Origin of the sequence: Aquirufa antheringensis, from assembly GCF_023921165.1 — a bacterium.
Lineage (GTDB): Bacteria > Bacteroidota > Bacteroidia > Cytophagales > Spirosomataceae > Aquirufa > Aquirufa antheringensis.
Genome location: NZ_CP049835.1, coordinates 1,665,594 through 1,683,751, shown reverse-complemented (window position 1 = coordinate 1,683,751; position 18,158 = coordinate 1,665,594). Strand labels below are relative to the sequence as shown.

Here is an 18,158-nt window from a genome sequence, read left to right as displayed (position 1 = left end):
ACAAAAAAAGGGTAGACAATCGCTTGTCTACCCTTTTTCAAACACTATAAAAAATTAGTTATTCTCTGGACGTAAGCTACGTACCGCAGCACCTGCTCTCCACATTTCCATATCTGCCATTTCTTTCAATTCAGCATCTAATTTCACACGGTAATCCGGTTGAGAATTCAACGTAATCGAACGCTCTGCTTCTGCTTGTGTTTTCACTGAGTTGTATAATTGCTCAAATACAGGCTTAGTAGCATCGCGGAAAGGCTTCCACCAATCCAATGCACCACGTTGTGCCGTTGTAGAACAGTTAGCATACATCCAGTCCATTCCGTTCTCAGCAACTAATGGCATTAACGATTGCGTTAATTCCTCCACAGTTTCGTTGAATGCTTCAGATGGAGAGTGACCGTTCGCGCGTAATACGTCGTATTGTGCAGCGAAGATACCTTGGATAGCTCCCATTAATGTTCCACGCTCACCCGTTAAGTCAGACGTTACTTCTTTGTAGAAATCAGTTTCGAATAAATAGCCTGAACCCACACCGATAGCCATCGCGATACATTTCTCACGCGCTTTTCCTGTTGCATCTTGGTAAACAGCGAACGAAGAGTTCAAACCTTTACCAGCTACGAATAAACGACGTAATGAAGTACCTGAACCTTTAGGTGCAGCTAAGAATACGTCCACATCTGCTGGAGGAACGATTCCTGTTTTCTCTTTGTACGTGATACCAAAACCATGTGAGAAATAAAGAGACTTTCCAGCCGTCAAATATTTCTTCACTGTAGGCCATAATTCGATTTGAGCGGCATCTGAAAGTAGGTAACAAATGATCGTTCCTTTTTCCAAAGCTTCTTCGATTTCAAATAAAGTTACACCTGGAACCCAACCGTCAGCGACAGCTTTGTCATAAGTTTTACCTTTACGTTGACCTACGATTACATTTAGACCATTGTCTTTCATGTTTAACGCTTGTCCTGGACCTTGAACTCCATATCCGATCACAGCGATCGTTTGGTCTGCTAATACTTGTCTAGCTTTCTCTAATGGAAACTCTTCTCTTGTTACGATGTCTTCAACAACTCCACCGAAATTAATCTTTGCCATTTTTTTGTTATTTAATTTATATTCTTTGTTCGATTATACGATTTCCCAATTGCCTTCTTCCGGCAAAAACTCTACTAAGCCTTTCTCCGTTTTACCCACGGCAACACGACCAGACTTAACGTACTCTAATATTTCCCATTTTTTCAAATAGGTATAAAACTCTTGAATTTCTTCTTCCGAGCCATTCTTTTCTACGACTACATAATCTAGGCCAAAGTGCACAATTTTCGCATTCCAGTCTAAATTAATCGTCTTCACATCCACTGGAATTCCTCCTAGTGGAGTGGCAATCTTAAATAAGCCGATTTCGTTAAACACGATTTCGTCATCTAGGTAACCAAACACTGCGAGAACGTCGGTTACTTTACGGATTTGGCGAACTAATTTCTCCACGAATTCCCTGTTCTCCTGCTTAATCACAATCGTAAAACGAGATACGCCCTTACGTTCTGTCTCAGAAACCGTCAAACTCTCAATATTTACCCGGCGACGCGTAAAAATGATCGTGATTCGATTTAATAAACCGACCGTGTTCATTGTAAAAATGGATATGGTATAATTCGTCAACATAAGATTATTCTAGCCTGATACTTGTTACACAGCCACCCGCAGGTACCATGGGGAATACATTTTCCTCTTTTTCACAAACGATTTCTAACAGATAAGGCTTATCTGAATTCAATAAAGTATCGAGTGATTCGCTTAATTCCGATCGGTCTGAAACGGTGTGACCCGCAATACCAAAACCCTTCGCAATCGTAATGAAATCAGGATTCTGCAATTCAACGAAGGAATAACGGTTCTCAAAGAACAATTGCTGCCATTGGCGCACCATGCCTAAGAAATTGTTATTCAGGATGATAATTTTAACCGGCAAACCGCTCTGCGCGATGGTACCTAGCTCTTGTAAGGTCATTTGGAAACCACCATCACCAATCACCGCCACTACTTCACGCTCTGGTACCGCCACCTTCGCTCCAAAAGCCGCCGGCAAGGCAAAGCCCATCGTTCCAGCGCCACCGGAAGTAACAATCGAATTACGCTTTTTGAAACGGTAATAGCGATTCGTAATCATTTGGTGTTGCCCTACGTCTGTTACGACGACAGCTTCTCCTTTGGTTTTATTCGACAACAGATTGACGGCCTCGCCCATCTTGATCTTATCCCCTTCGTGGAACAAGTCCTTCTTCGTGATTTTTTCGTATTCTTCGTCGTCGTATTTCTTAAATTCAGCTCTCCATTCGCTGTGGTCTGCCTTGTTCACTAAAGGCAATAAAGCCTGAAGCGCCGCCTTCGCATCCCCCACCACTGGAGCATCTGCCTTCACATTTTTATCTACTTCACTCGGGTCGATTTCAATGTGAACCACCTTCGCTTGTTTCGCATAAGTCGATAAATCTCCCGTGATACGGTCATCAAAACGCATTCCGATCGCGATTAAAACATCGCAAGAGTTCGTTAATACGTTCGCACCATAATTTCCGTGCATGCCTGGCCAACCCACATAAAGCGGGTGATCTGCATCCATGGCTGACATACCTAACAAGGTCGTTGCCACTGGAATACCCGTTTTATCCACAAAATCATTTAATTCTTTCTCCGCCCCAGAAATCAAGATACCGTGACCTGCTAAGATGTACGGGCGTTTTGCACTGTTGATCAATTTCGCGGCCGCCTCCACGTGTTCTGCTTTAGGCTCAACGCGAGGTTTGTAAGAAATAATCGAAGTACATGGTTTGTATTCAAAAGGCACGGTCATCAAATCAGTTTGAGCCGTACGCGTAATATCAATTAAAACGGGGCCAGGGCGACCAGTTTCCGCGATGTAGAAAGCTTTCGCCATGATCTCAGGGATCTCATTGGCATCTAGCACTTGGTAATTCCACTTCGTTACCGGCATGGAAATACCGATCAAATCGCATTCTTGGAACGCATCGGTTCCTAATAAATTTCCTTTTACTTGCCCTACGATACACACCAAGGGAGTAGAATCCAACATCGCATCTGCGATAGGCGTGATTAAGTTCGTAGCACCCGGACCAGAAGTCACCATGCAAACTCCTGCCTTGTTCAGCATACGTGCATAGCCTTGAGCGGCGTGACCAGCTCCTTGTTCGTGACGTACGAGAATATGTTTTAGGCGATCTTGGTAATCGTAAAGCGCATCATAGGTAGGCATAATGGCCCCACCAGGGTAACCAAAAATCGTATCCACACCCTGCTCTACCAATGATTGCATGATAGCTTGAGCGCCGGACAAAAATTTCTTTTGGCCAGGTTGATTAGCTGCTTCGGTTTGAGTTTGGGTTTGTCCCATGGTTAACAATTATTCAAAAATTCTGTTTCAATGGTTTCGAAAGCTCAATTTAAGCCTTCTGGATAGATAAAAAAACAATTTTCTTATAAATCCGTCACGCATCCTTGGCTAGCAGAGGATACGTTTTTAATGTATTTGCGTAGAACACCTTGCTTGAATGGAGACTCAATCGGCTTCCAATTCTTCTTGCGTTCTGCTAATTCTTCATCCGACACGTGCAACACCAAGGTATTATTCACCGCATCAATCGTAATTTTATCACCGTCTTTCACTAGGCCAATCGGACCACCTTCTTGTGCTTCTGGCGTCACGTGACCTACCACAAATCCGTGTGTACCTCCAGAGAAACGACCATCCGTGATCATCGCTACCGAGTTTCCTAATCCTGCACCGATAACGGCCGAAGTAGGTTTTAACATTTCTGGCATACCTGGCCCCCCTTTAGGTCCTTCATTACGAATCACGATGACGTGACCCGCTTTGATTTCTCCTTTAGAGATGTATTCGATGACCTCTTCTTCGCGCTCACAAACTTTGGCAATCCCCTCAAAACGCTCGCCTTCCTTACCAGTAATCTTCGCCACAGCACCTCCTGGAGCTAAATTACCGTACAAGATCTGCAAGTGGCCTGTAGGTTTCAATGGTTGTGTGATAGGGAAAATGATTTTTTGTGTCTCGAAATTCAAGTCAGGAGCCTCCGCAAGGTTCTCCGCCATCGTCTTTCCAGTGACAGTCAAACACTCTCCGTGTAACAAGCCCACACTGTGTAAATATTTCAAAATCGCTGGCATTCCACCGATCGCTAACACGTCTTCCATGTAGTATTTACCACTTGGCTTCAAGTCTGCAATCAAAGGCGTGCGATCTGAAATAGCTTGAATATCTTCTAATGTAAACGTGATTCCAGCGGCGTGTGCAATCGCTAAATAGTGAAGCACCGCGTTTGTGGAACCTCCTAAGGCCATCACCACCGTCATCGCATTCTCGAATGCCTTGCGCGTCATGATGTCACGCGTACAGATGTTTTTCTCTAATAACACTTTCATCGCCGCGCCTATCGCTAAGCACTCCTCTTTCTTGCCTTCGTGCGTGGCTGGATACGTCGATGAATTAGGTAGTACTAAGCCCATCGCTTCCATCGAAGAAGCCATCGTATTCGCTGTGTACATACCGCCGCAGGCTCCTGCTCCCGGGATTGAATTGCGAATAACGCCTTCATAATCCTCGTCTGAGATGGTTCCTGCATATTTTTTTCCCAAAGCTTCGAAGGCCGAAACGATGTCTAATTTTTCTCCTTTGTAAGAACCACTGCGAATTGTTCCGCCGTAAACTAGCATCCCTGGGCGATTCAAACGCGCCATCGCCATCATGGCACCTGGCATATTCTTATCACAACCTACGACTGCGATGACGCCGTCGTACCATTGTGCCCCTACCACGTTTTCAATTGAATCCGCGATGATATCACGTGATGGCAATGAATAGCTCATCCCGTCATTTCCGTTCGTCATTCCATCTGAAACCCCGATCGTGTGGAAGATCAAACCGACCATTCCGTTCTCTTGGATCCCTTTTTTCACATGAACAGACAAGCCATTCAAGTGCATGTTGCAGGTATTGCCTTCGTAACCGGTAGATGCGATACCGATTTGGGCTTTGTTCATATCCTCTGATGTTAAGCCGATACCGTAGAGCATCGCTTTCGCAGCGGGATTAGATACTTCCTGAGTTAATGTCCGTGAATACTTATTTAATGACATAGGGTGTAAGAAATTTTTTCAAACGATAAATATACGCAATTCGATTTGTAGACGAGTAGTATATGCCAAAGAATCTTTGGCAATTATAGAAAAAGCAAAATTAATTATTTGTTTTCTCCTACCTGCTGTCTCCACATCGCAAAATACAATCCTTTGCTCGCCACTAAATCGTCGTGCGAGCCCTGTTCCACAATCTGCCCTTTCTCTAGCACATAGATCCGCGTCGCATGCATCACCGTCGATAAACGGTGGGCAATTAGGATCGTAAGATGCTCCGTATCAACGGATAAAGAACGAATCGTCTCGGAAATTTCTTCTTCAGTCAAAGAATCCAAGGCCGATGTCGCCTCATCAAAAACCAATAAATTAGGATCACGCAGCAAGGCGCGCGCGATACTTAAACGCTGCTTCTCACCGCCGGATACTTTCACACCACCTTCACCGATTAATGAATCAAGGCCTTTGTCGGCTCTGGCTAGTAACGTTTGGCAAGCAGCCTTTTCTAACACGGCCATACATTGTGCGTCTGTCGCGTTCGGGTTAACGAACAACAAGTTCTCGCGTATGGAACCGGAGAACAATTGCGTGTCTTGGGTCACAAAACCAATCTTCTTGCGCAATTCATCGAAATCAATCGCATCACTCGGTTCGCCGTTGTAGTATACCTGACCTTTTTTGGGACGATAAAGACCAACCAATAATTTTACTAAAGTCGATTTTCCTGCACCCGATGGTCCCACGAAGGCAATCGTCTCGCCGCCTTTAACGGAGAACGTGATTCCGTCCAATGCTTCCGTCGTTGCGGATTGGTGTTTGAATGAAACGTGATCGAACTTCAATTCCTGAATAGACGAAATCGCCTTCGGGTTTGTAGGTTTCTTCTCCGAAGGAATGCTTAATACCTGCTCGAAATTTTGGAGCGATACCTCTGCCTCACGGTAGGTATTCACCACATTACCAATCTCTTGCAAGGGGTTAAAGAGGAAGAACGAATAGATGTTCAATGAATAGAATTGACCTATCGTTATCTTTCCCTCGTAAATCAAGTAAATCAAAACGACCACCATGAGCATACGCAACAAGTTCACGCAGGTTCCTTGAACAAAGGCCATCGAACGCACGTAACGCACTTTCTTTAACTCTAATTTCAGGATTTTCTCCGTCGTCGCATTTAAGTGGGCGATCTCTTGTTCTGCTAAACCCAAAGATTTCACCAGCTCGATGTTGCGCAAGGATTCCGTCGTAGATCCGGCTAGACCCGTCGATTCCTTTACGATTTCGATCTGAATCACTTTGATCTTCTTACTTAATACAGAAGATACATAGCCGATTAGTGGACCCGTGATTAAGAAAAGGGGCATCACCATCCAATGCACCGAAAAGGCATAGACCGAGATGAAGATCAAGGCGATGATGGATTGGAATAAAATGTTGATTCCCAGGGTAATCAGTTTTTCAACGTCGGTGCGGACTTTTTGGAGTTTACCCAAGGTCTCGCCTGATCTTTGGTCCTCAAACGTCTCATACGGCAACTCCAAGGAGTGGCGAATACCGTCTGAATAGAGGTTTGCCCCTACTTTTTGGGTTACTGTATTGATGAAATAATCCTGAAAGTTTTTCGCTACCCGGCTCACGAAAGCAACGCCCACAGACGCTAAGGCCAGAGGCCAAATCGCCGCCACGAACTGGTCCATCGTGTGAGTATCCGAGCGGTACACCGCCGCCACATCGTCGATGATCTTCCTGAAAATATAGGGATCCATCAACGAGAAGATCTGGTTCGTGGCTGCCAAGGCTAAGGCCCCCACCACGCGCCAGCGGTATACTTGTAAATAATTCAGTAATAATTTCATGTTTGTTGATTAAAATCTACTTAGGGCCATTTCCGCCACCGTCTTACCGATAGATAAGGACGAGGTCGCCGCTGGACTAGGCGCATTTAAAATATTGATCACTTTCGCATCTTCTACGATCGAGAAATCGTCTAATAGACCGCCGTTTCTATCGCAAGCTTGGGCTCTTACGCCCGCGCCGCCTTCGACTAAATCGTTGATTTGAATCTCTGGAATCAATTCTTGTAGGGCTTTCGTGAATGCCTCTTTCGAGAAGCTGCGGTACATTTCACCTAAACCGGTTTCCCAGTATTTCATGGCTACTTTTTGGAATCCAGGCCACGTTAAGGTATCCCAAAGTTCCTTCGCATTAATCCCTAATTTCTTGTAACCCTCTTTCTTAAAGGCCAAAACCGCATTCGGTCCCGCCTCCACACCACCGCGCATCATGCGGGTGAAGTGAACGCCTAAGAACGGGAAGTTTGGATCTGGTACTGGATAAATCAGGTTCTTCACTAAGTATTCTTTGTCTTTTCTCAGCTTAAAATATTCCCCGCGGAACGGCACGATGCGCACGTCCAGAGGTTCTTTTTGGGTCATCTGCGCTACTTTATCCGAGTAAAGGCCGGCACAGTTGATCACTAATTTTGCTTCGTAGACTGACTTCGTCGTCTCCACGATCGAGAAAGTCAAACCTTTCTTGATATCAATCACTTGCTCGCCTAAATGCATCTCGCAACCCTTGATTTGGGTTCCTACGGCTAATTTCGCTGCGACTGCTCGGTAATCCACGATACCTGTTTGTGGCACCCACATCCCTTCTACCCCCGTCACGTGCGGTTCGTATTCGCGCATTTCCGCTAAACTCAATTTCTTCAATCCATCCAGGCCATTTTGTTGACCTCTTTGGTACAAATTCTCCAATTGCACGCGCTGATCGTTCGTCGTTGCGACGACAATTTTACCCGTTAATTCAAATGGAATGTTCTCTTTCGTGCAATAATCGATCAATTGATGGTAACCCTCAATGCAATTCTTGGCTTTCAAAGAACCCGGTTTGTAGTACAAGCCCGAGTGGATCACGCCAGAATTATTGCCTGTTTGGTGCATGGAGACCATACTTTCTTTCTCAAACAAAGCGATATGAAGATCAGGTCTCGCCTCTAATAAGCGATGCGCCGTTGCGAGGCCCACGATGCCGCCGCCTACGATGATTACGTCTAATGCCATAAAATGAAATTTGAACAACAAATATACGGCTAAACGGTGGTAAAAAGAATTATTCGTAGCTTTGACCTATGAACCCGCGGATTGAGCAACTTTACCAGATTTCCAAAGCCCCTACTCGGACCATTTTAGGTCTCATGTCGGGTACGTCCTTGGATGGTTTGGATTTAGCTTTGGTTCACTTCACGGGTTTTGGGCTGGACACGTCTTACGAGATTTTGCATTACGACACCCGCCCTTATCCGGCAGAATTTAAGGAGTCGATTCGTTCGGTTTTTGCCAAAGAGAATATTCATTTCCCCACCCTGTCCACGCTTAACGCGCAAATTGGACGTTTGCACGCTTCGCTCATTTTAGAAGTTTTAGCAAGCTGGGGTGTTTCACCGTCCGAGGTAGACGCGATTGCCTCCCATGGCCAAACCGTGATGCACCGTCCCGACAGAACAGGCAAACTCCCGCATTCAACCTTGCAAATAGGCGACGGCGATCACATCGCCCAACTAACTGGCATCATTACCCTCTCGGACTTCCGCCAAAAACACGTGGCAGCCGGCGGCGAGGGAGCACCTTTGGCGATGTTTGGCGATTATTTCTTGTTCTCCATGAAAGGCGAACATCGGATTTTATTAAACATAGGCGGCATCGGAAACTTCACCTATTTGCCTGCTTCGGGTGACCCAGCTGGCATTTTAGTGACTGATACCGGCCCCGGAAATACCTTGATCGACGCTGCAGTTCGCCGCTATTTCAATCAAGCCTATGATGAAAATGGAGTCATCGCCCTTTCCGGAAAAATCGACGCTGGCATTTTAGCAGAACTCATGAGCCTGAGCTTTTTCAAGGATTCATTCCCAAAAAGCACCGGCCCCGAATACTTTAATTTAGACCTGGTTCACGCCTCCATCAGCCCAGCTGATTTAGTCGCGACCCTTACGGAATTCACCGCCCAAAGCATCGCCCTCGCCATGAAAACCTATATTCCATCTGGCATTGAAGGCACGGTTTATGTCAGTGGTGGCGGCAGCAAAAACCCCGTGATCATGGCCCGTTTAGCCGAGCTTCTTCCTTTCCGCGTTTGTGAAAGTGATGAGCTGGGTATGCCTTCGGCGGCGAAAGAGGCCGTTTTATTTGCTTTGTTAGCGAACGAAACGTTGGCGGATTCACCGGGAGCGGAGAGATTGGGGGATTCGCCGTGGGAAAATTTTGGAAAAATATCGTTATAACGATATTTTTCCAAAATTTTTAGATTAAAGATTATAGAGCAGAGAGAATAGATTTAAAGAATAGTGCACAAAGCATAAAGAATAAAAATAGAGTAGAGAGAAAGTCCTCCGGACTAAGCCGCGCAGCGGCGACTCATTGACTAAGTTGCGAAGCAACGACTTTTAAGCTGCGAAGAAGCGCAAAACATGAAATACAAATTTACCGATTCCATCCTTTTCGAGGATGCTGATTTTATTGTGATTAACAAGCCCTCGGGCATTTCGACGCTGGATGAGCGGAAGGATGATTTAGCGCCGGCGATTTTGCGTTTAGCGAAGGAGTATTCGTCTGATGCGCAGGTGGGACATCGTTTGGACAAAGAAACATCTGGGGCTTTAGTGATCGCCAAAAATCCGGAGGCCTACCGCCACATCTCCATGCAATTCGAGCACCGCGAAACGGCGAAACGTTACCACGCGGTCGTGGAGGGGATGCATGACTGGGATGGATTTTTAGTCAACTTGCCCATTTTGCCATTGAAAGACGGAAAAGTGGTGATTGATCGGGCCAAAGGAAAGCACGCCGAAACCTGGTTTAGAACGCTGAAAGTATACCGTGGCTATACGTTAGTCGAATGTATGCCCATCACAGGACGCATGCACCAAATCCGTATTCACCTTACTTGCCTTAAAGCGCCTATCGTTTCCGACGCGATGTATGGTGGCCCGGAAATATACTTATCCGATTTAAAACGCAATTTCCATTTGAAAAAAGATACGGAAGAATTACCCGTTATGCGCCGCGTAGCTCTTCACGCACACAGTTTGTCCTTCAACTTGATGAATGGCGATCCAATTACAGTTGAGGCACCCTATCCAAAAGATTTCAATGTGCTGGTAAAGACTTTGGAGAAGTATTCGTAATTTTGCAGCCCTGGCTTCGTAGTTCAATGGATAGAATGTAGGTTTCCGGTACCTAAGATGAAGGTTCGATTCCTTCCGAGGCTACTCCATAAAAAAAGGACATTTCGAAAGAGATGTCCTTTTGTATTTCGAAAGAAATTTGAACTTGTGAAGCATTTTTAATGCATTAATGCTCTTTTTTTTATCATTCCACCTTTCGTGTCTTTCACACTATTCATTACCACAAAAGCTGTCGGTTCAATTTTTTCAATTTCAGTCGTTATTTTACTTACTTCCAGCCTTGTAATCACGGTATAAAGAATTTCAACTTCTTTGATTTCACCTCGTTTGCCATAACCTCGTTTTCCACTATAAATTGTAACTCCACGTCCCATTTTATTAATAATCATTTGACGTATTTCTTCACTATGAGAGGAAACTATAGTAACAGCGATATATTCTTCAATACCTTCTACAATAAAGTCTAACGTTTTTGATGCAGCCAAGTAAGTTATCATGGAATATAGAGCTATTTCAACCCCTAAAAAGTATGATGCGGCTCCAAAAATGATAACGTTAATCGCGATAATGATATCCCCAATTGTTGTCCCAAATTTACGACTCAAAAAGATTGCGAGCACTTCTGTCCCATCAATAACTGCACTCCCCCGAATCGCAAAGCCAATACCCGCACCTAGAAAAAAACCACCAAAAATTGCTACCAATAAATTGTCATTGGTTACATTGGGAAATGTAACTTTAGCCAGAACAAATGAAAGACCTGCTATGGCAATAGCGGACTTGATAGCAAATTGCTTACCGATTACATTGTATGCGAGAATGATAAATGGAATATTAACGCAAATAATCAGAATGTAAAGTGGAATTTCAGTAAGTTCAGAAATCAATAAAGAAATTCCTGTTGCTCCTCCATCAATAAAATGGTTTGTTAGCAAAAAGCCCTTAAAACCAAACGATGCCGAGAAAATCCCTACTGTAATCAGTATTAAATCTTTGAATTGTCGTTTAGTATTTATAAAAATATCTTTATATTTTTTAAAAAGCTGAAAGGTTATGACTCTTTTTCTCTCCGAGAATTGTTTGTCTCGGAATTGTATTAAAAGCTTGGTCCAAAAATTGCCCATATTTTATTTCTTAACATTACTTAAGTCCGTTACAAATGAAATTAAGCCAAAATTCAACCTTTGCCCTCTCGAACAACCAAAACTTGATTAAAAATAAGCTTTAAAAAGTATATTGAAGACTTTTAATAAATATAAATTCCGTTGTAGTAAAAAAGGGTCGGTCTTATTTTGAATTTAAGATAAGTTAATGTTTTTTTGAAAAATTCTTAACATTACAACTTCCAATTTGGATAAAGTATTGTCTTTGGCATCCATAATTTTATATCATCCAAAAATTAAAACAAAGTTTTTGATATTGGAACTTGTGCAGCACTTGTGAAGCAAACTTCACAAAAACTACCATTTCGCCACACAAAAAGACTCATGAATGGTCTTTAAATCAAATAAAGACATGTTTTGTAATAATGTAGGTTTCCGGTACCTAAGATGAGGCCGGGGTCGCGTACGACTCGATTCCTTCCGAGGCCACAAAATAAAAAAGGCTTCCTTTTAACGGGAAGCCTTTTTTATGGACTTGTATGAAATAAAGCGCGGCTACTCGGGTAGAACTAGCCCTACATCTAAATCTCCGACTGATGAATCGCCCACTTCAACAAACTATTGGGCTCATTAGTCAAATTCAATTTTTGGATAATATTATGGCGGTGATTCTTCACCGTTTTCTCGGAGACAAATAACAGGTTCGCAATCTCTTTGCTGGAGTATTGTTTAGCTACGAGTTTTAAAATTTTGTACTCTGACATAGTCAACAGCTCCTTTACATCGTTATTTTTACTCTCAATGTATTGAAATGCTAAGTGAACAGTGACCTTTATTTGTTCCTCTTTCCAGGGCTTCACAATGTAGTTTAAGGGTTCCGTTTCTTGCGCTTCCTCCACAATGGATTGTTTCGTAATGGCCGTGATGAAAATAATTTCTGCCAAAGGGTAAAACGCATTGACTTCTTTGGCAAAATCAATCCCCGTATGTGAGGCTTTCAAATTAATATCACAAATGATTAATTGCGGCTTAAACTCCTTTACGGCTTTAATGCCAATTTCAAAACTATCGGCAACTTCAGTTATATAGCCTTCACTTTGCAACAGTTCACTTAAATCGAGCGCCTGTAACATTTCGTCTTCTAAAATTAAAATTCTCTTTTCTGCCATCTTGCTACACTTTAAATTGAATACGATGTTCTACTCCTTTTTCTGAAGACATGGAATAGGATGCCTCTAATTGCACAACCATCATTTGGATAAGCTTTAATCCTAAACTCGTTCGATTGACCGCTTTAGGGTCAAAACCAGGACCATCATCCCATATAGTTAAGGTGCACGTATCTGCTGCCACTTCCAAGGAAATAAACAATTGATTCCCCTGTTCACTAGTCAAATATTTATAGGCATTTGAAACCGATTCGTTAAGAATCAACCCCAGTAAAATGATTTTTTCGAGGGACAATTGAACCGAATCTATGGTATAGGAAAGGGAGATTCGTTGATCTTCTTTTTCGTAAGTAAGTTTAATATGGTCGACTAAATTTTTCACATAGTGTTCAAAATTAACCGAATCGCGGGTATCATCAGAATATAAACTTTCATGAACAACAGCCATGGAGTTTATTCTGTTTTGAATCGAGGTGACAAAATCTTTCGTTTCCTCATCTACAATTCTTCGCTTCTGGATATTCAGCAAGCTGTAGATATTTTGTAGATTATTCTTTACCCTGTGATGCAATTCCTTCACTAATTGCTCATTGTGCTGACTTTTACGCAAATTAATCTCAGCGAAGGCAGCTAGTTCAATATTTTTTTTCTCAATGATATTTTTACTTCTACTCTTTTGACGGTAATTGATTAAGATAAGCGCTGTAGAAATGGCTAATAAAACCAAGCCTACCAGAGATAGAAATAATTGCTTTTTCTGAAGACTCGAATCTTCCTTCGTTTTGATCAGGTCTTTTTGGGTTAACTTTAGTTCCGTCCGCCTTTTATCAATTTCCATTCTTCCTAGAAGTAACAGCGATTGATTTTTCAAAAGTCCTGCTTCATACAATTCCTTTTTCTTATTGTAGGCTTCCAAAAACAAATAGGCAGAATCCATTTCATTTTTGGCCTTAAAATAGTCTGACTTCGCTTTTAGAAATTTGAATTCATTAGGGCCGTACATGGTAGGCTGCAAAAGAACTTGTGCACTGTCTAAATACACTTTCCCCTTCTCAATTTCCCCTAGATGAAAATAGCAAATACTTAAAGGGATCAGGCTATTAATGCGTTGATCCGCTGGGCTCATCTTCAAATAATAGTCTAACATCGGCCTCGCTCGCGCATACTGCTCTTTTTCCACTAGGCAATTAGCCATTAATCCGGTGAACCAACCACGCCAATAAGGAAAATTTCCCTCCTCGATTATTTCCTTCCGCTTTATTTTGTCCAAATAAATATCAACCTCTTTTAACCCAATACGGTAGTAGTGAAAGGCACTATCTAATTGTTTAGACTCAAAGTACATATCCCCTAAATGAACGAAATACATCATTCGATTCCTAAAGGGCCGCTCAGGAAGCTTTTCAAATGATTTAAAATCCTGAATCGCTTCATTATACAATCCGGCAGCAAAATACAACTCCCAATACGTTTTGATGAATCCATTCTCTACGCGCTCATTACGAACCTTTACCGCTTTGGCAATATCTTTATAAAACCGATGTATCTCCTCTTTTTTTATTAAGACAGAACCATATTGTTTTCGGGTCAATTGCTTCTTGTGGGAATATAAAAAGTCAATCAGGGGAGCTGTCTCCTTAATTTTCAATTGCACGTAATACACATGGGCTAAGGCATAGGCTGCTTTCAAACGAATATCCTCCTCTTTGTCTTGGATAGATAGCCGGATTTTTTTTTCAAGTGATTTTTCCCAAAAAGAAATAGGAACTAAATGATAAATCAGATTGTGGTGATTCGTATTTAAACTATCCCAAATGGCTAACATTCTCAAAGAAGCTTCTCTTGTTTGACTGTTTGCTAACGCATTTAATTCTCTCATTTGACCTTGCTTCTGACGCGAGACCACTTGAGCATCAACCACATAGATGGAAAATACGAAAAGCAAACACCCTAAAAAAAGAAATCTTAATCTTACATTCATCCAAAACATAACCTCAAGATAGATTTATTTGTTAAAATTATTCACTACGCGTTTCTACTAAAGCCATCGCTTTCCCATTATTTTTACTTTCATTTGGACTTACAAAGACGTAGCCAACCTATCAAATGAATCAAATCGACGCTAACTGGGTAGCCGCCCACACAAAACACCGTTTAACGAAAGGACACAAGAAAACGTTTGGGCATGTGCTCGTCATTGCGGGTAGTCCAGGGAAAGTAGGGTCAGGTATTCTTTGCGCGCGTGCGGCTTTGCACGCAGGATGTGGTTTAGTTACGGCGATGATTCCTTCGGAAGGCATTGCCGCTTTGCTCGCAGGAAATCCAGAAATTATGTATAGCACGGGTTCTCTACGTGAATTAGACCTCAGCAGTTTTGATGCGATTGCGATTGGACCTGGAATTGGTTTTTCGGATGAGGCGGTGGACAATGTGCGTTATTTACTAGAGACCTATCTAGGCCCATTAGTGATCGATGCGGATGCATTAAGTATTCTGGGCTTGAATCCTGACTTATTGCATTTATTGAATGAGCGACATATTTTGACTCCCCACATTGGAGAGTTTGCCCGGATCCAAAAATTCTCCGGCAACAGTGAGCAGCAGAGTTTTGCCTTTTCGCACGCACATTCGACTAATTTGATTTTAAAATCTTCTCCTACCTTGGTTTCCTTACCATCGGGTCAACAGTTTGTGAATACGACAGGGAATGATGGAATGGCGACGGCGGGTTCAGGTGATGTTTTGACGGGAATTACGGCAGCACTTTGTGCGCAGGGGTATGCAAATGCGGATGCAGCGTGCTTAGCGGTATATGTACATGGTTTGGCAGCGGATATAGCCGTCGAAACACAGTCGAAATCGAGTTTAGTAGCCTCGGATATTATCGCGAATTTAGGCAAAACCCGACTTCTTGACTAAGTCCGTAGGACGACTTCGCCTCCGGCGAACGACCAAACGACGCAGTCGTGACTAAGTCCGCAGGACGACTTCGCCTCCGGCGAACGACTACTTGTACACATCTTTGAAGTACACCACCTCCCCTTTCTCATCAAAATCCAGCAACGAATACCAAATCACCAAGATATATTCTTCCTTTGCTTTTAAAGCCAAAGGTTTCGGATTCTTGATGTGGTGGTTAAACTTTACGGTATCAAGGGCGATGCGATTTTCTCCTAATAGCAACAAGGCGAGTTCCTTAGGTTTTTCTAAACGAATGCAGCCGTGGCTGAAGAAGCGTTCTGGTACAGCAAATAATTTCTTCGAATCTGTATCGTGTAAATAGAGGCTGAAGGGATTGTTGAAATGAAATTTTAAGGCTCCGAGGGCGTTGTTTTCCCCGCTGTTTTGGCGTAAAATATAGGGGAAATTATTTTTATGCAGACTCGACCAATCGATGGAGTGCGCGTCCACCAGACGGTATTTTGCATCTAGCACCCGGATTTGATTGTCCTCTAAGAATTGGTGGTTTTTCTGAATTTTGGGCAATAATTCAAGTGTGGCCATCCGACGGGTAATGAACCAATAAGGATTGATCGTCAGTTGATCCACCTTGCTCAGTAAAGTGCGCGTCTGATTCTCCTTTTTGCCCACGATTACCTTCATTTTCAGGACTTCCTCTGCTCCAGAAAAAACGCGCATCCTAGCGGAAGGAATGTTCACTAAAATCACCTTTCGGCCCTTGCGTAAGGCATCTAACCAGGCATAATTGCTAGCAGATTTTTGAAGTACGGCGCGTTTGATTGGATCCTTTTCCACCGCTAATTGTGCTTGCACTTTGCGCACTTCCCATCCAGCCTCGACAGAATCAAGCGTCAAAGAAATCCCTTTGTAATGGAAATCGGGCTCCTGCGCGAAAGCGGTAAAAGACAGCAGTAGGAAAAGATATCTCACTATAAAAAGGGCTTAGGATGAACTTCTTCGTGGGCCGTGTGATCCTGGTAAAATTGCGCGATACGCAACAAGGTACCTTCGTCGTAGAGTTTTCCTACGAAAGAAATTCCGGTAGGCAATCCACTTTTTGCATCAAGACCTGTGGGCACACAGACCACAGGGTGACCTGTTAAATTCGTAATCGCGGATTGATTTCCGCCTCCGCGCGATGGACAAATAATCGCATCGTATTGGGAAACGACTTCGTTTACTTTTTGCATCAATAAATAGCGGTGGCGCTGTGCGTTAATGTATTCTACTGCGGGTACAAAACGAGCGGTTCTGAATTGATTGGGCCAGTCGTATTTGGTTTGGCGGGTGAGTTGATCGTCGATGTTTTTACGCGTCATCTCGTCGAATTGCGCGGCGCATTCTGCCCCGATCACGACGTCCATGATGTTAAAGGGATAGGCTTTTTCGTCTGGGAATTCTACCGGAATCAATTGCACACCTTGCTTTTTCAGGTCCGCTAACACCTTCCATTCGCTGCGAGTGGTGTCTTTGATTTTGTCAAAATAGTTTTTGGCATAGGCAATCTTCATTCCTTTCATGGGGCGATTTGCCTGGTAATTAAAGGGCATATTTACGGCTGCCAAATCCTTCCCATCCGTCCCATGCAAGTAATGAAACACGATTGCCGCATCGTTTGCAGAACGACAAATAGGACCTACTTTGTCCAAGGAATAACTCAAGGCCATCGCTCCCGAACGAGAAATACTCCCAAAGGTAGGACGCAAACCCGTCGCACCACAGGTAGTGGCGGGTGAAACGATACTTCCCCAGGTTTCTGTCCCAATTGCAAAAGGAACTAAACCAGCTACTGTCGCAGAAGCAGATCCCGCGGAGGAGCCAGAAGATCCATAATTTAGATTCCACGGATTTTTCGTTCTTCCGCCGTACCAATAATCCCCCATCGCCAAGGCGCCTAACGTGAATTTAGCGACTAAAACCGCACCTGACTCTTTCAATTTGGCATATACATACGCATCCTCATCGATCACCTGATCCTTGTACGGAGCCGCGCCCCAAGTCGTCTTCGTGCCTTTCACCGCAAACAAATCCTTCAAACCATAAGGGATTCCGTGCAGCATACCACGGTATTTACCCGCCGCAATTTCTTTGTCCGCCTGACGCGCTTGGGCTAAAGCTAAATCCTCTTGGATACTAATCACGCATTGCAAGGTAGGACCGTGCGTCTTAATCCGCTCGATGAAAAATTGCGTTAATTCAACTGAGCTTATTTGTTTCGTCTTAATCAAATGAGCGAGCTGATCGATGGAGTAGAAAGCTAAATCAGATTTTCTCGCAGGTAGCGTCGCTTTCACAGACGGCCAAACCACCGGACGCTGGGTCTGGTCAAATTTCATTCCCGGTAGTTTCGGATTTTGCCAAAGACTCAACGGCACATTATTGTTCAACGAAAGACTGTGCATCGCCTTGTAATTCGCCAGATTATCGACGACATCTGAATACAAGGTATCTAATTCTTGAGTGGTGAATTGAATGTCAAACAAGTTTGCCGCCCCAGAAAGATCCGATTTCGTTTGAGCAAATAGTGGGCTGGCGAATAGCAGTAAGAAGGCGATTTTTTTCATA

General features: G+C 43.4%; 14 protein-coding genes and 1 tRNA gene. 4 read left to right on the top strand and 11 right to left on the bottom strand.

Going from position 1 to position 18,158, the window contains the following annotated elements; genetic code table 11:
- Window positions 1–54: 54 nt before the first annotated feature.
- From ilvC to lhgO, 6 genes are all read right to left on the bottom strand, one after another.
- Window positions 55–1,098: a ketol-acid reductoisomerase gene (ilvC, locus tag G9X63_RS07660; RefSeq protein WP_130896031.1), complete on the bottom strand. Its 1,044-nt coding sequence runs from the start codon at window positions 1,096–1,098 to the stop codon at window positions 55–57.
- 33 nt (window positions 1,099–1,131) lie between these two features.
- The gene (gene ilvN, locus G9X63_RS07655) at window positions 1,132–1,665 is read right to left on the bottom strand and encodes an acetolactate synthase small subunit (protein WP_130896496.1); all 534 of its coding nucleotides are present in this window, start codon (window positions 1,663–1,665) and stop codon (window positions 1,132–1,134) included.
- A 7-nt stretch (window positions 1,666–1,672) separates the two neighbouring features.
- Window positions 1,673–3,415, bottom strand: a complete 1,743-nt coding sequence (gene ilvB / locus G9X63_RS07650) for a biosynthetic-type acetolactate synthase large subunit (protein ID WP_252622272.1) — start codon at window positions 3,413–3,415, stop codon at window positions 1,673–1,675.
- 83 nt (window positions 3,416–3,498) lie between these two features.
- Entirely contained in the window at window positions 3,499–5,175 is a 1,677-nt protein-coding gene (gene ilvD, locus G9X63_RS07645) for a dihydroxy-acid dehydratase (protein ID WP_130923675.1), read from the bottom strand.
- Between the two features lie 104 nt (window positions 5,176–5,279).
- Complete coding sequence (locus G9X63_RS07640) at window positions 5,280–7,028, bottom strand: ABC transporter ATP-binding protein (protein ID WP_130923676.1); 1,749 nt, start codon at window positions 7,026–7,028, stop codon at window positions 5,280–5,282.
- A 9-nt stretch (window positions 7,029–7,037) separates the two neighbouring features.
- A complete protein-coding gene (lhgO, locus tag G9X63_RS07635) occupies window positions 7,038–8,237 on the bottom strand; it encodes an L-2-hydroxyglutarate oxidase (protein ID WP_130923677.1) in 1,200 nt (399 codons plus the stop codon).
- Window positions 8,238–8,305: 68 nt separating this feature from the next.
- On the opposite strand from lhgO, the gene G9X63_RS07630 reads away from it, so the two are divergent.
- The 3 genes from G9X63_RS07630 (at window position 8,306) to G9X63_RS07620 (ending at window position 10,444) form a co-directional block, all read left to right on the top strand.
- Window positions 8,306–9,457, top strand: coding sequence for an anhydro-N-acetylmuramic acid kinase (locus tag G9X63_RS07630; protein ID WP_252622270.1), 1,152 nt, complete (start codon window positions 8,306–8,308; stop codon window positions 9,455–9,457).
- Window positions 9,458–9,643: 186 nt separating this feature from the next.
- Window positions 9,644–10,360: an RluA family pseudouridine synthase gene (locus tag G9X63_RS07625; RefSeq protein ID WP_130896025.1), complete on the top strand. Its 717-nt coding sequence runs from the start codon at window positions 9,644–9,646 to the stop codon at window positions 10,358–10,360.
- 12 nt (window positions 10,361–10,372) lie between these two features.
- Window positions 10,373–10,444: transfer RNA gene (locus tag G9X63_RS07620), tRNA-Arg, on the top strand.
- A 74-nt stretch (window positions 10,445–10,518) separates the two neighbouring features.
- On the opposite strand, the gene G9X63_RS07615 is transcribed toward G9X63_RS07620, so the two are convergent.
- From G9X63_RS07615 to G9X63_RS07605, 3 genes are all read right to left on the bottom strand, one after another.
- Window positions 10,519–11,484: a YitT family protein gene (locus tag G9X63_RS07615; RefSeq protein WP_252622268.1), complete on the bottom strand. Its 966-nt coding sequence runs from the start codon at window positions 11,482–11,484 to the stop codon at window positions 10,519–10,521.
- Between the two features lie 560 nt (window positions 11,485–12,044).
- Window positions 12,045–12,632: a response regulator transcription factor gene (locus G9X63_RS07610; protein WP_130923679.1), complete on the bottom strand. Its 588-nt coding sequence runs from the start codon at window positions 12,630–12,632 to the stop codon at window positions 12,045–12,047.
- 4 nt (window positions 12,633–12,636) lie between these two features.
- A complete protein-coding gene (locus G9X63_RS07605) occupies window positions 12,637–14,577 on the bottom strand; it encodes a sensor histidine kinase (RefSeq protein ID WP_252622266.1) in 1,941 nt (646 codons plus the stop codon).
- A gap of 161 nt (window positions 14,578–14,738) precedes the next feature.
- Here G9X63_RS07605 and G9X63_RS07600 point away from each other — a divergent pair, with 161 nt between their 5' ends.
- Window positions 14,739–15,551 carry an NAD(P)H-hydrate dehydratase gene (locus G9X63_RS07600; RefSeq protein ID WP_252622264.1) on the top strand — a complete coding sequence of 271 codons (813 nt, stop codon included), beginning with the start codon at window positions 14,739–14,741 and terminating at the stop codon, window positions 15,549–15,551.
- 87 nt (window positions 15,552–15,638) lie between these two features.
- Here the strand turns inward: G9X63_RS07600 and G9X63_RS07595 are convergent, their stop codons facing one another.
- Together G9X63_RS07595 and G9X63_RS07590 are read right to left on the bottom strand one after the other, a co-directional pair.
- Complete coding sequence (locus G9X63_RS07595) at window positions 15,639–16,523, bottom strand: L,D-transpeptidase family protein (RefSeq protein ID WP_252622262.1); 885 nt, start codon at window positions 16,521–16,523, stop codon at window positions 15,639–15,641.
- On the bottom strand, window positions 16,523–18,157 hold the full coding sequence (locus G9X63_RS07590; RefSeq protein WP_252622259.1) for an amidase: 1,635 nt from the start codon (window positions 18,155–18,157) through the stop codon (window positions 16,523–16,525). The genes G9X63_RS07595 and G9X63_RS07590 overlap by 1 nt, the downstream gene beginning before the upstream one ends.
- Between the last annotated feature and the right edge of the window lies 1 nt (window position 18,158).